Source organism: Streptococcus suis, assembly GCF_046032515.1.
GTDB lineage: Bacteria > Bacillota > Bacilli > Lactobacillales > Streptococcaceae > Streptococcus > Streptococcus suis_AL.
Window position 1 is genome coordinate 1 of sequence record NZ_JARQPJ010000013.1, and the last position, 13,628, is coordinate 13,628.

The 13,628-nt window shown below is 43.5% G+C and carries 14 protein-coding genes; 7 read left to right on the forward strand and 7 right to left on the reverse strand.

The window, feature by feature from the left end; genetic code table 11:
• Nucleotides 1-335 precede the first annotated feature (335 nt).
• The 5 genes from dinB (at nucleotide 336) to P7J49_RS06915 (ending at nucleotide 4,293) form a co-directional block, all read left to right on the forward strand.
• Complete coding sequence (gene dinB / locus P7J49_RS06895) at nucleotides 336-1,430, forward strand: DNA polymerase IV (RefSeq protein ID WP_408570159.1); 1,095 nt, start codon at nucleotides 336-338, stop codon at nucleotides 1,428-1,430.
• A complete protein-coding gene (locus P7J49_RS06900; protein WP_408570161.1) occupies nucleotides 1,414-1,833 on the forward strand; it encodes an Rrf2 family transcriptional regulator in 420 nt (139 codons plus the stop codon). The genes dinB and P7J49_RS06900 overlap by 17 nt, the downstream gene beginning before the upstream one ends.
• Nucleotides 1,834-1,960: 127 nt before the next feature.
• Complete coding sequence (locus P7J49_RS06905) at nucleotides 1,961-2,590, forward strand: NAD(P)-dependent oxidoreductase (RefSeq protein WP_408570163.1); 630 nt, start codon at nucleotides 1,961-1,963, stop codon at nucleotides 2,588-2,590.
• 96 nt (nucleotides 2,591-2,686) lie between these two features.
• Nucleotides 2,687-3,607, forward strand: a complete 921-nt coding sequence (locus P7J49_RS06910) for a 1-phosphofructokinase family hexose kinase (RefSeq protein WP_408570165.1) — start codon at nucleotides 2,687-2,689, stop codon at nucleotides 3,605-3,607.
• A 47-nt stretch (nucleotides 3,608-3,654) separates the two neighbouring features.
• A complete protein-coding gene (locus tag P7J49_RS06915; RefSeq protein ID WP_408570167.1) occupies nucleotides 3,655-4,293 on the forward strand; it encodes an endonuclease III domain-containing protein in 639 nt (212 codons plus the stop codon).
• 279 nt (nucleotides 4,294-4,572) lie between these two features.
• Here P7J49_RS06915 and P7J49_RS06920 read toward each other — a convergent pair whose 3' ends face one another.
• The 3 genes from P7J49_RS06920 to rnhC form a co-directional block, all read right to left on the reverse strand.
• Nucleotides 4,573-7,062, reverse strand: a complete 2,490-nt coding sequence (locus P7J49_RS06920; RefSeq protein WP_408570169.1) for an ATP-dependent RecD-like DNA helicase — start codon at nucleotides 7,060-7,062, stop codon at nucleotides 4,573-4,575.
• A gap of 370 nt (nucleotides 7,063-7,432) precedes the next feature.
• Nucleotides 7,433-8,062, reverse strand: coding sequence for a signal peptidase I (lepB, locus tag P7J49_RS06925; protein ID WP_002935959.1), 630 nt, complete (start codon nucleotides 8,060-8,062; stop codon nucleotides 7,433-7,435).
• Nucleotides 8,063-8,072: 10 nt separating this feature from the next.
• Nucleotides 8,073-8,963, reverse strand: coding sequence for a ribonuclease HIII (gene rnhC, locus P7J49_RS06930; protein ID WP_408570171.1), 891 nt, complete (start codon nucleotides 8,961-8,963; stop codon nucleotides 8,073-8,075).
• 84 nt (nucleotides 8,964-9,047) lie between these two features.
• Here rnhC and P7J49_RS06935 point away from each other — a divergent pair, with 84 nt between their 5' ends.
• Together P7J49_RS06935 and P7J49_RS06940 are read left to right on the forward strand one after the other, a co-directional pair.
• The gene (locus P7J49_RS06935; protein ID WP_408570173.1) at nucleotides 9,048-10,031 is read left to right on the forward strand and encodes a Gfo/Idh/MocA family protein; all 984 of its coding nucleotides are present in this window, start codon (nucleotides 9,048-9,050) and stop codon (nucleotides 10,029-10,031) included.
• A gap of 349 nt (nucleotides 10,032-10,380) precedes the next feature.
• Nucleotides 10,381-11,544, forward strand: coding sequence for a LysM peptidoglycan-binding domain-containing protein (locus tag P7J49_RS06940; protein ID WP_408570175.1), 1,164 nt, complete (start codon nucleotides 10,381-10,383; stop codon nucleotides 11,542-11,544).
• An 83-nt stretch (nucleotides 11,545-11,627) separates the two neighbouring features.
• Here the strand turns inward: P7J49_RS06940 and P7J49_RS06945 are convergent, their stop codons facing one another.
• From P7J49_RS06945 to P7J49_RS06960, 4 genes are all read right to left on the reverse strand, one after another.
• Nucleotides 11,628-11,867 carry a hypothetical protein gene (locus tag P7J49_RS06945; protein WP_408570177.1) on the reverse strand — a complete coding sequence of 80 codons (240 nt, stop codon included), beginning with the start codon at nucleotides 11,865-11,867 and terminating at the stop codon, nucleotides 11,628-11,630.
• Nucleotides 11,868-11,981: 114 nt separating this feature from the next.
• Entirely contained in the window at nucleotides 11,982-12,128 is a 147-nt protein-coding gene (locus P7J49_RS06950; protein WP_408570179.1) for a hypothetical protein, read from the reverse strand.
• Nucleotides 12,129-12,186: 58 nt separating this feature from the next.
• Nucleotides 12,187-12,939, reverse strand: coding sequence for a lysostaphin resistance A-like protein (locus P7J49_RS06955; RefSeq protein ID WP_408570180.1), 753 nt, complete (start codon nucleotides 12,937-12,939; stop codon nucleotides 12,187-12,189).
• Entirely contained in the window at nucleotides 12,940-13,572 is a 633-nt protein-coding gene (locus P7J49_RS06960; RefSeq protein WP_408570182.1) for a TetR/AcrR family transcriptional regulator, read from the reverse strand.
• Nucleotides 13,573-13,628 lie beyond the last annotated feature (56 nt).

Sequence of the window (13,628 nt, forward strand, 5' to 3'; positions counted from 1 at the left end):
CTCTTTCTAGATACTTTTCATTTTTTAATCAGTTCGATTGTTTTTACTTGACAAAGGGCTTTACATATCAGTCATTTGAATTAACTTTGATACATCGTCACTTTCGGCTTGCCGTACTCTAGTACAGCCTGCACCTCAGTTCCTTGTCTGAAAGCTAATTCATTCGACTATAATATCTAAAAATGCGAAAGTAGAAGGGTTCTATCTACATCTGACTCTCCTAGTCTGATTTTGATTTTCATTGAGTACTACTTGCTCGTCAATGTTCGCTTTATGAAAAAATTTGCTAGATAGGCTATAATATGTCTAGTAGTTAGGAGCAGAAAGGAGTGTCCATGTTAATATTTCCCCTAATCAATGATTTATCCAGAAAAATTATTCATGTAGATATGGATGCTTTTTTTGCTGCCATTGAGGTCAGGGATAATCCTACTTTGAAGGGCAAACCTGTTATCATTGGGGCTGACCCAAGACTATCTGGCGGTAGAGGAGTGGTGTCTACCTGTAATTATGAGGCGCGTGCCTTTGGGATTCACTCGGCTATGTCCTCAAAAGAGGCCTATGAGCGTTGTCCTCAGGCGATTTTCATTTCTGGCAATTATGAAAAATATCAGGAAGTTGGGCGACAGGTTCGAGAAATTTTCCATCGCTATACTGATTTGGTGGAGCCCATGTCTATTGATGAGGCTTACTTGGATGTAACAGAAAATAAGCTTGGAATTGGCTCAGCGGTCAAAATCGCTAAACTCATTCAATACGACATCTGGAATGAACTCCATTTGACAGCTTCCGCAGGTGTTTCCTACAATAAATTTTTGGCAAAAATTGCCTCTGATATGGAAAAACCGCACGGTTTGACCTTGATTCTACCTGAAGATGCTGTTGGTATTCTCGCCTCCCTGCCTGTTGAAAAATTTCACGGTGTGGGGAAGAAGACGGTGGAACGCCTCCATGAGATGGGAGTTTTTACAGGGAAGGATTTGTTGGATGTACCAGAGATGACCTTGATTGATAAATTTGGTCGTTTTGGCTTCGAACTTTATCGGAAAGCGAGGGGGATTTCTAATTCGCCCGTTAAAGTGGACCGTGTTCGTAAGTCAATTGGAAAGGAAAGAACCTATCGCAAACTTCTTTATCGGGAGGAGGATGTCCTGAAAGAGCTAATCAGTCTCTGCCAACGAGTAGCAGCTAGTTTAGAAAGAAATGAGAAAAAAGGACGAACCATTGTGTTGAAGGTTCGTTATGGTGACTTTTCAACCTTGACAAAGCGGCATAGTTTGGAAGAAGCGACCAATCAAGCTCAAGTAATAGAGAAAGAAATCCGTCAGCTTTTTGAAGAAGTTGGACGGGCTGAGAAAGGTGTTCGCTTGCTAGGAGTGACCGTTACCAATTTTATGGAAGGAGAAAGTAGAATTGCAAATTTCGAGTAGATTTACCATTGCTAGTCATATATTGGTCTTGCTAGCCTTGGAGGGAGAAAAGGAAAAACAGACCAGTACCAGCATTGCTGGCAGTGTCGGAGTCAATCCTGTCATTATCCGAAATATTTTAGCTCAGCTCAAAGAGGCAGGTCTGGTTCAGGTGGCGCGTGGTGTCGGAGGCGCTCGCTTGGCAAAGGCTCCAGACCAGATGACACTCTTACAGGTTTATCAGGCTGTGGAGTTGTTTGGAGAAAAAGGGCAACTCTTTGGCTTTCATGAGCAACCTAATCCAAACTGTCAGGTAGGTCGCAATATTCATCCTTTACTGGATCATCGTTTAGAGAGTGCTCAGTCGGCTCTGGAAAAAGAGTTGGGACAAACAACCATTGCTGATTTATTGGCAGAATTATAGGTATTCAATCATCCTTGTGATGATTTTTTTAAACTTTCGAGTTGTAATACTTGACATTACAACGAACGTGGTATAAACTAAGCATTGTAAACAAAAACATTACAAGAAAACAAGTGAGGTAAACAATATGAAAATCGCCATTATCGCAGCAAACGGTCAAGCAGGTCAAACTATTGCAAAGGAAGCAGTAGAACGTGGTCATCAGGTGACTGCTATTGTCCGTTCTGAAAACAAGAGCGTAGCCCAAGAAGTAATCCAGAAGGATGCTTTTGACCTTACCAAAGAAGATTTGGCAGGCTTTGATGTAGTAGTCAATGCTTTTGGTGCTTGGACACCAGAAACCTTGCCGGATCACGCTCGTCTTGCTGAGCATCTAGCGACCATCCTTGCTGGTAGTCCAACTCGTCTTTTAGTAGTTGGTGGTGCAGGCAGTCTCTATCTAGATGAGAGCCAAACAGCTATGCTCAAGGATGCACCAAATTTCCCAGCGGACTACCTACCAGTGGCAGAAGCTATGGGCGCAGGTCTTGACATCTACCGTCAGGCGACAGCGGTTAACTGGACCTATATCAGCCCAGCAGCCGATTTTGATGCAGAAGGACAAAAAGCAGGTGCCTACACTTTGGCTGGCGAGGTTTTCCAAGTCAATGCCCAAGGTGAAAGCTATATTAGTTATGTAGACTATGCAGTAGCCTTAGTAGATATTGCCGAAAAAGGTGGCTACCAGCAAGAACGCATTTCGGTTTTTGCATCATAAAATAGTAGAAAAGATAGTTCCCCTCGTGGAATTATCTTTTTTATTTTTTGTTTTATATAGTATAATAATATGTATAAAACAAAAAAGGAGTTCCCTATGATTCACTTGATTTGTCCCAATCCAGCCCTAGACCGCACGCTTCTTGTGGAAAAGATTGAAAAGAATATTCCCCTGAGACCGACGGAAGTGAGGGATTATCCTGGTGGAAAAAGTTTCAACGTAGCCTATGCACTTCGAGAAAATGGTGTGACAGACTACACGATTCATACCATTTTAGGTGGGCAGATTGGTCGCTATATTCAGGAGCTTAATGCTGATGGTGGAAATGCCCTGCGCGTGGTTGAAAATAGCCAGAATACTCGGACATGTAATATCTATGTTGAAACCAGTACAGGCGATGTCGTTCTTTTCTATGAAAAAGGCTTTGAACTGACAGAAGATTTGCTCAATCAATTCACTCAGCAGATTGAAAATAGCCTGCAAGCTGGTGACATCCTAGTCTTTTCAGGTAGTCTGATGAAGGGGATGCCGGATGATTATATTCAGCGGTTTATTGAAAAATACCCAGAGGTTCTGACCATAGTGGACACCAGTGGACCAGCTTTACGTGCGGCTTATCAAGCTAGGCCGGCCCTTATCAAAATCAATAATGAAGAGCTGAAAGATATTTATCCAGAGCTGGATGAAGAAAGTCCTGAAGCTATTTTAGGTATCCTGAAAGAAGTGACTCCTCATGAGAATATCATCATTACCATGGGAGGCAAGGGGAGTCTAGCTAAGATTGGTCAGCGCTTCTTCCGTATCCAATCTCCAAAGAAAGAAACGCGTAATCCGATTGCCGCAGGGGATTTCTACCTGGGCTTGCTAGTCAAGGGAATCAGTCAAGGTCAAGCCCCAGAAATCTTTTTGAAAGAAGCGGTAGCCTTTGCAACGGCCAATTGTTTGAATTATTTTCCAGAGGTTGAAGTAGAGCAGTTTGAAGCGATTGTAGATACAATATTACTAGAGGAACTGTAGTATTGTATCCCTTTACTCATCGTGCTATAATGGCAAGGAGAAACAAGGTGATATGGGGGATAGTAGTGGAACAGTTGACGGTTCTTTACCAAAATTTAAAACAGCGATATGGTGAATTTCACTGGTGGAATGATGAAAATCCCATAAAGGATTTGGTATCAATGATTCTTATTCAGCAAACAACGGAAGCAAATGCCAAGCGTGCTTTAGAACAGTTGGAGGGACGGTTAACAATTCATTCGCTTTTAGAGATGCCTGTGGAGGATTTACAAGAATGCATTCGCCCAGCAGGATTCTTCAAGCAAAAATCACTCTACATTCGGTCAGTGGTTGAGTGGGCCAATCAGTTCGATGGAGATTTTTCTCGCCTAGATCGTGTTGAGACAGCAGTACTCCGAAAAGAGCTGCTGAGCTTGAAGGGGGTTGGCAATGAAACTGCGGATGTTATTTTGCTCTATTTGTGTCGAAGAAGTGTTTTTGTGGCGGATCAATATGCTCTTCGGCTATTTAATCGGTTAGGACTTAGCCAGTCTCAGGATTATTTGAGTTTGAGACAGGAATTTACAGAGCAGATAAAAGATTGGTCAGTAAAAGATGCTCAGGAGCTTCATGCACTGATTGATGAACATGGCAAGCAGTTCAGATTAACAAAGGGGCAGCTTGATGAATCATGGTTGATGATATAGTCATACTCTTCGAAAATCAAAATCAGACGTTGTTGACTTGATTTGATGAACCTCAGTTCTATCTGCATCTGCGTCGCCTAGCTTGATTTTGATTTTCATTGAGTCTCAATTAGTGTATTTTTTATTACTACGAAGGGCGAGGAAGCCTCATTTCCTTATTTCCGAGTTTAAACACTCCACTGGACAGTTGAAGTAGTCTGCATATCGTTGCCTTGTACTAAAAGCAAACGAAACGACTATAAAAGAGTAAAACCAGCAAATCTACTGACTTGCTGGTTTTTATGCTTTAAAAAATTCTTCAATATCTGCCTGTTCTATGCCAATCATAGGGTCGATAGTTAGCAGGTTGTCTACAGTCAAAATGTATTCTGTGGGTTGGGGACTTGTTTTTTCTGGCTGGTCTTGATCAAGAAGGGAGAGTTGTTGGTTGTTTTCATTGACTACTTTAACCAGTTCTTTTCTGTCTGGCTGTGTAGGGGGCTGGGTTTGCGTGGTTGTAGCTGTTTTGCTTTCGGCTTTTTCAGATAAAGCATCCTTGCTATCCTGCTCTGCCATTTCCCCTTGGAAACGTGGGACCAGATAGGTTTTGCGGACGGTGCCGGCGTTTTTGACGGCGTAGTCGAAGGCGGAGATTTCGCCTAGGAGGATGAGCTTGCTCTTGGAGCGGGTGATGGCGGTGTAGACCAGATTGCGCTGGAGCATACGGTGGCTGGTGCGAGTGATAGGAAGGATAACGACCTGGAACTCGCTGCCTTGGGACTTGTGGATGGACATGGCATAGGCCAGTGTGATTTTGTACCATTCGTTTTGGGGATAAGTGACCTCGCTACCGTCGAAGTTGATGGTAATCTCGTCCTGCTTGGAGTCGGTGTACTTGGCAGGCAGGAGGTCGGTAATATAGCCCAAGTCGCCATTGAAGACATTGGCTTCGGCGTCGTTGACTAGATGAATGACTCGGTCGCCTTGGCGGAAGGCTTGCTCGTTGTGGAGGAATTCTAACTCTCCTTCTTCCAGTGGATTGAGCAGGGCCTGGGTCATGGTGTTGAGTTGGTCAATACCTGCAGCACCACGGTACATGGGAGCGAGGATTTGTACTTCGTTTGCAGGAATACCTGACTTGATAGCTGCACCGACAATACGCTCAATCAGAGCTGGAATTTGTTCGTTTTGCGCTTCAAAATAGGAGCGGTCAGCCTTTTTCTCACGGAAATCGCTCGGCAGGGCACCTTGGCGAATCTGGCTGGCTAGGGTAACAATGGTCGAATCATCGGATTGACGATAGATACGTTCTAGAGTGATGCTGGGTAGCTTGTCAATTTTCAGGAGGTCAGCAAGGACCTGACCGGGACTGACGGAAGGTAATTGCTCCGCATCGCCGACAATCAGAACTTGGGTCTGGGAGGAGATGTTCTGGAAGAGCTGGTTTGCCAACCAAGTATCTACCATAGAAAATTCATCCACGATGATAAAGTCGGCTTCGAGGTAATCATCTCGGTAGGATTCCTCCTGTCCTTCTACCAGACCGAGATGGCGGTGGATGGTAGCGGAAGGCAGACCTGTCAATTCATTCATCCGTCTGGCTGCTCGTCCGGTTGGAGCGGCAAGGAGGACAGGGCATTCTTCTCGATTGCGTGTCAGGTCAATCTTATGCAAGATGGCATAGACCGCGATAATACCGTTGATAACCGTTGTCTTTCCAGTCCCTGGTCCGCCTGTCAGAATGAAAAGCGGATTGGTAATGGCTTGGACAATGGCTTCTTTTTGAATGTCATCGTAGGTGAGAGAAGACATGCTTTCCAGCTCTGCTATGGCAGCCTCAACGTCTGTGCGTGGGAAGGGTTTGAAACCATTTTTTCCCATCAGGCGGGTCAGGTTTTTATGGATACCATGTTCGGCAAAGTAGAGGCTGTTATCAAAAATCTTTGTGCCTTCTTGCTGTACCTTGTCGTCTGCAATCAGTCCTGTCAACTCGTGGGCAACTGCGGCAGGATCCAGCTCAGTATGGCGGGATTTTTCCAGCAGTTCAAGGGTTGCTTCCAGCAAGTCTCTGGCCTCCACATAGGTATCGCCTGTTTCCATGGAGCGATGGATGAGGCTAAAGAGCATGCCTGCCCGAAAACGTTGGGGTGAATCACTGGCAATTCCCAGGTTTTCCGCAATCCTATCGGCAATGGTAAAGCCGAGCCCCTGGACATCTTCGACCAGTTGATAGGGATTTTCTTCAATAATCTGAAGTGTTTTTTCTTTATACTGGTCTTGGATTTGAAAGGCCAATTTATTGGGAATACCATACTCAGCTAGTTTTGCCAAGATCAGCTCGGTTCCATAATTGAGGCGGAGTTTTTCGACAAATGCCTGCATGTTCTTGCGGGATAGACCTGTGATTTGGGTTAGTTTTTCAGGTTCAGCTAAAATCTTATCAATGGTATCTTCGCCATAGAGTTCAACAATTTTTTCGGCCGTTTTGCGTCCAATTCCCTTGAAATGCTCGCTGGAGAAATACTTGACCAGACCAGCTGAGGTAGGCTTGCTGCGTTCGTAACGTGTGATTTGCAACTGCTGACCATACTTGGGATGGGTGACCAGATTGCCATAGAAACGATAGTCTTCTCCTTCAATGACATCGGCAATCGTTCCGGTCACAATAATTTCGTAGTCATCATAGTCTGCGTCTGTCTCCTCAATTTCAAGGAGAAGGATTTTATAAAAATTACTAGGATTTTCAAAAATAATCCGGTCAATGGTGCCGGTAAAATACACTTCGTTCATAGAGTTTATTTCCAATAATAATGAGAAGGGAGTGGGAAAGAACTCGCATAGACCAAAAAGAGTTCCCCTCACTTCCAAATTTGCAGGTTCGGGCTAAAATAGTCCACTGGACTATTTTACTCCCAACCCGCACAGCTCCAACAGTCAGAGTAGTGACTGTTGGAGGTTGGAAATGAAGCGAACCCGTTCGCATCAGCCATATAGGTCAGATTTTGAGTGTAAAACACGAATTGCTGAGATTTGCTTCGCAAATCTTATCTCCAACCTTTAACAGTCCACTGGACTGTTAAACCCAATCAACCACTGCGCTGGGATGTTGACACGAACTCTGAGAAGTGGTGCTGTGCTTTTTGCTCCAAACTTGTTTGTATTAATCAACAGTCCCAATACGGTTGAGAGGCCACATGCGAAAGACAACTTCTCCTTTGATGTTTTCACGGGAAAATGTTCCTACACTACGACTATCTAGTGAGACAAGGCGGTCATCTCCCATCAGGTAGTATTGTCCTTCTGGGACTGTCACGGTAAAGTCTACGTAACCATTGGCATCTTGTGTGAAAGCTTCAGCAGATTGGGCCACAGCTTGGAATTGTTTGTTGTAAGAATAGACTTCTTGAAGTTTATCTTTCTGGAATGCAGCTAGATATTCATCTAAGTAAGGCTCGTCCACTTTTTGGTCGTTAACATAGAGGACATCGTTTTCGTAGCGAATGGTGTCACCTGGCATACCAATCACACGTTTGACAATCAGTTTTTCCTTGCCGTCGCTGTCTGTCTCACTGGCTACAACAATATCAAAGCGGTCGATAGAGGTTGTTTTTAGCATGATGAGTTTTTCTTGGTGTTGAAGCGTTGGGTCCATGGAATGGCCATCGACAGAGACAGGATTCCAGATAAAGTAACGACTGGCAAAAAAAGCTGCCATAAATAGTAAAAAGATGCCCCATTCAGCTAAGAAGGCGACTAGTGGTGAGCGTTTTGTTTTTTGGATTGCTCCCATATTTTTTTCCTCATTTCAATAATTTTTGTGCTTTTTGCGTATTAGCAAAGTGAAGTTTTGCAGTCTCATTGAGACCAGCCATGCCATAGTCTTTTAAGATGCTTGCTGCGACTTGGTCGGACTTACTGCCAGCTCCTGAAGGCAGGCTTCTGCCTACCAATTGACCAAGCTGGACAAGATTTTCTAAAAACATAGCTCTAGCAATAATAGAAGATACTGCCACAGCCAGGTACTTGCCCTCAGCCTTTTCTTCCAGAGTGACGGAGTTGGCAAATTGGTTGGCTTCCTTTTTCAAGTATTTTTGATAATTTTGACTGGAAGTGAAGGCGTCAATGACAATCTTCTCAGGATGGACACCCTTTTGCAAGAGTAGGAAAATAGCCTGATTGTGTAGGGCGACCTTGACAGATACCGCATTGTAGCCTTGCTCGATGACTTCGTTGTATTTTTTCGGTGACAATAGCAGAGCTTGGTGGGGGATTTTCTCTTTTAAGAGAGGGGCGATTTGGCAGATTTTTTGGTCTGTCATTTTCTTGGAATCATCCACACCAAGCGACTTGAGAAAGGCGTGGTCTTCTGGGCGGACAAAACTAGCAACGACTGCCAAACCTCCAAAATAAGACCCGTTTCCAACCTCATCGGTACCAATCATGGGCAGGTTTTGACCAGGTACAGTCGTCTGTCCAGAGCTTTCTGGCTCATAGCCCCAGAGCCCTGCTTCCTGCTCTGCCATTTCCCCCTGAAAAACGACTTTTCCAGAAGTGTAGATGGACAGGCTGGCACCGGTCAGTTTGAAAAATGCTTCTATGTAAGGATTTTTGCTGGTCTGCCGATAGCGGTTATAGTGAGCCATCATGGCCTGTTTTTGCTGGGCAGATGCCTTTAGTACAACGGTATTCATGTTCTTATTGTAACACAAATGCTAGTTAGAGTGTGCAGAAAAGGGTGGAATTTACTATAATGGTAGAAGAAAGTGAGGTACACTATGGAAGTGCAAATGAAGTATAAATGGGCGACTCTGGGAACAGGTGTCATCGCCAATGAATTGGTTCAGGCCTTGCAGGCTATGGGAGGAAATCTTTATTCGGTGGCTAACCGTACCTATGACAAGGGTGTGGAATTTGCGCAAAAATATGGCATCGAGAAAGTTTATGAAGAGATTGATGAGGTCTTTGAGGATCCTGAAGTAGACATTATCTATATTTCTACACCTCACAATACCCATATCAATTATTTGAGAAAGGCCTTGAAGGCTGGAAAGCATGTCCTCTGTGAAAAGTCTATTACGCTTAATTCAGAAGAATTAGCAGAAGCCATTCAACTGGCAGAAGAAAATCAGGTTATCCTGGCAGAAGCCATGACCATTTTCCACATGCCAATCTATCGTCAGTTGAGCCAAGTGGTTGCCAGTGGCAAACTGGGTGCATTGAAGATGATTCAGATGAACTTTGGCAGCTACAAGGAATACGACATGACCAACCGCTTTTTCAATAAAAACTTGGCAGGCGGTGTCCTTTTGGATATTGGTGTCTACGCTCTGTCCTTTGTACGTTGGTTTATGACGGAAAAGCCAAATCAGGTCTTGTCCCAGGTCAAATTAGCTCCCACAGGTGTGGACGAGCAGGTAGGGATTTTGCTCAGCAATAATGCAGGAGAAATGGCGACCATTGCCCTGACCCTCCATGCCAAACAGCCAAAACGGGGAACGATTGCCTACGATAAAGGCTACATCGAGCTTTACGAGTATCCTCGTGGTCAGAAGGCAGTCATTACCTATACTGAAGACGGCAGTCAAGAGGTAATCGAAGCGGGCGAGACAGCCAAGGCCCTTTCTTACGAAGTGGCGGATATGGAAAAAGCTGTCGCAGGCATCGAAAACACTATGCACCTAGCATTTACCCAAGATGTCATGGAGATTATGACCCAACTCCGTAAAGAATGGGGCTTGGTTTATCCAGAAGAAATGTAGGGTTTTGACTAATCCGAAAATAGAAATGAGAGTGAGTTAGTAGCCAATTGTTGGATTACTGCCTTACTCTTATTTTTTACTTATACTCTTCGAAAATCCAGACGTTGTTGACTTGATTTGGTGAACGCTAGTTCTATCTGCATCTGCGTCTCCGAGTCTGTTTTTGATTTTCATTGAGTATTATCTAATAATATGACAGTCAGATGACATTTATATTGATTGTGTGACAGAAAAGTCCTAAGATTACATAGTGGAGACAGTTTATTTAAAAGAACGGTTGAAGGCTTGTTTTTCAGATTTAATTTAGGTAAGATAGAACCATCTCAAAAAATAAAGAAGGAATAAGATTATGAAACGTAAGAGAACAAATAAACCCCAACATATGCGTCGCAAGAGAAAAACACCCATCATGAAAAACAATAAGAAGATGTTATACACATCTTCATTGGCGCTTTCCCTCTTTAGTACAGGGATGATTTCGACAAATGTTTTAGCCCTCGAATGGGCTCCACGTACTGTTTCTGAAATTAGCCTAGAAATTGTACAAGAAGAAGGAAAGATGACCTATACTGTTCAGTATGGAGATACCTTATCTGCCATCGCCGTAGCTATGAATATTGATATGGATTTGCTGGCGAAAATAAATCAAATTGCAGATGTCAACTTGATTTTCCCTGATACGGTACTGACGACGACTGTTGACCAAAACAATCAAGTGACTCAGGTTGAGATTGAAGCTCCTGTTCAGGGAAACACAAATGAGACCGTTCAGGCAACTGTTGACCTAACAACCAATCAAGTAACGGTTGAGGATACGGTTGTTCCCTTGGATCAAATTTCATCAGTTACCGACTCAGCACCTGTAGAGGAAGTTGTAGAACAGCCTGTAGTAGAAGCGCCTGTAGAGGAAGTTGTAGAACAGCCTGTAGCAGAAGCACCTGTAGAGGAGGTTGTAGAGCAACCTGTAGTAGAGGCACCTGTAGAGGAAGTTGTAGAACAGCCTGTAGTAGAAGCGCCTGTAGAGGAAGTTGTAGAGCAGCCTGTAGTAGAAGCGCCTGTGGAGGAAGTTGTAGAGCAGCCTGCAGTAGAAGCACCTATAGAACAGCCTGTAGTTGAAACTCCACAAGTGACAGCCCTATCAACCACTACAACAAGTACAAGTGCTTATGATGTCGGTTTGCAACCTCAGGTAGCAGCCTTCCGCGCAGAAGTAGCTAATGCCTTCGGTATTACTTCCTTCTCAGGTTACCGTCCTGGTGATTCTGGCGACCATGGTAAGGGATTGGCAATTGACTTTATGGTACCACAAAGTTCAGCACTTGGGGATCAAGTGGCAGAATATGCTATTGCCAATATGGGTGCGAAAAATATTTCCTATATTATCTGGAAACAACGTTTTTATGCTCCATATGCAAGTATTTATGGACCTGCATATACTTGGAACTTGATGCCAGACCGTGGAAGTATTACTGAAAACCACTACGATCATGTGCATGTGTCATTTAATCCATAAAATAATTATAGCCAAACTCACGGTGAGCTTGGCTATTTTTGCGTGCTTATTAATTGGAAGGTGTGGGATACAAGTTTCTTATTTTATCTCCAGAACTTTTCGTAACCTTTCTTTTCCTCCATATTAAAGGCGATAATATGGAGGATCAGGTCCCAGTTGACCTCTTGGTCTTCCTTGATTTTGAAGAGGTAGGAAGTCGCCTCGTAGCCCGCCTCCTTGATGTCCTTGGCAAAGGTTTCCGTCGTAACCGTTTCAGGTGCAATGGAAATATGGGCCTTGGCAGCAGAGAATCCAATGATAAAAGTTCCGAGGGTTAGTACCACTTTTCAGAGTTCGTGTCAACATCTCAGCGCAGTGGTTGATTGGCAGATTTGTTCGTGTTTTACACTCCAAATCTGACCTAATCAACTGTGCGGGGGTGGGAAGACGAACTCTTTTTAACTAGTCGAGTTCTTTCCCACTCCCTGGTTCCACTTGATTTCTGTGGTTAGACTTGGAAATTCCTGCTGGATTTGGGCAAAGATTGCTTCGAGCTTGTCCTTCAAGACAGGATTCTTGACCTTGTTCAAAAATTCTTGGAGCATGAGTGATTCCTTTCTTTTTTACAGGATAACATAGAAGAGTAAAATGGTATAGAAACAATCAGCTTGCTTTTTTCCGATGAGCAATCATACTAAGAAGGATGACGATGAGATAGGCTAGACTTGCAATTGGAGAAACGTCAACTCCGTATTCACCTCCGAACAAGCTGGTTTGATTGTCGAAAAGAAGGATGGAGGTGAAGAGATTCCAAAGGGAGTGGACTAAAATACTGGATAGAATACTTCCTGTTTGCAAAGTAGCAAGCGAAAATAAACTTCCAACTAAGGTGCCAGCAATGAGTAATTGTAGGGCGGTGAGTGAGCTAACAGATCCGTTTAATAGGTGAACAAGTCCGAAAAATACGGACGGTCCCAGAATAGCGACTTTTCTCGAAAAAGATTGTTCTAGTAGATGCATCATGATACCACGGAAGCACATCTCTTCTACAATCGGAGCAGCGATAGCGCCCATAAAGATAGAGTTTACTAAATCGTCCGTCAAAGTCACTTTTCCACCTAGTAAATACAAAACGAGCAAGACAGTTAGTGGGAGAAAGATTGCAACGACTAACCAAAATTGACTTGGTTTAACGAGTGTTATCCGAAATTGTATTAGGCTCATTCCTAATCGACGAGATAGCCATTTGGCAAATAAATAATACAAGAAGATGTAGAGCCCTGCCATGAGTACAGTTGTAACAATATTGTCACCAAGTGCCAGTTGCGGAAGAAAGGCAATCAGGCCACTTGTCATCATAGCCCCAAACGCAAGTGTACACAATCCGATACGTGTTAGTTTAGTGAGTGGTTTCATTTATTTGTCCTCCAATTTTGTAGAAAGGTCAGATGCGAGAGCAAGGATTTTATCGCTGATAATAGGGGCATTCATGCTTTCAAAAAGTTTTTTTAAGAAGAGAATTTTTCGTAGAAAGTCATCGGGAGAGAGTTCCGTAATTCGTAGGCCAATAATGAGGTTGAAATAGACAACCAGAAGTTCGGCAATTTCTTCAGGAAAATCAGTTGGAATACTTCCGTCTGTTACACCTTGTCTCACAACTTCCTGAAATTTCGGAATAAGCAGTGTATAGGATAGTTCGTACTGTTGTGCTAAAATGCTAGGACTTTTCAGGGTAATTTGCGATGTCTGCAAGAAGGATAGTTTTTCAACATCAGAAAGTGAGGTGATGAGAGCGTATTGGATTTTCTCAATCGCATAATTTCCTGGCCACTCTTTTGATAATATATTCTCATCAGCATCTCCAATCAGAGCATCCAGAATGGCTCCTTTGGAGGGGAAGTGATGATACACAACTCCCTTGGTCAGGCCACCTAGTTGAGAAATAATATCAGTAAGACTGGTTTGGTCATAGCCTTTTTCTAAAAATAATGTTCTTGCAACATCGAGGATGAGCTGTCTGTTTTCGTCAGGGGATTTACTTTTTGCCATTCCGTTCTCCATTTACATACCGTCGGTATGTAAAGAGTATATCAAAAAATTCCCTA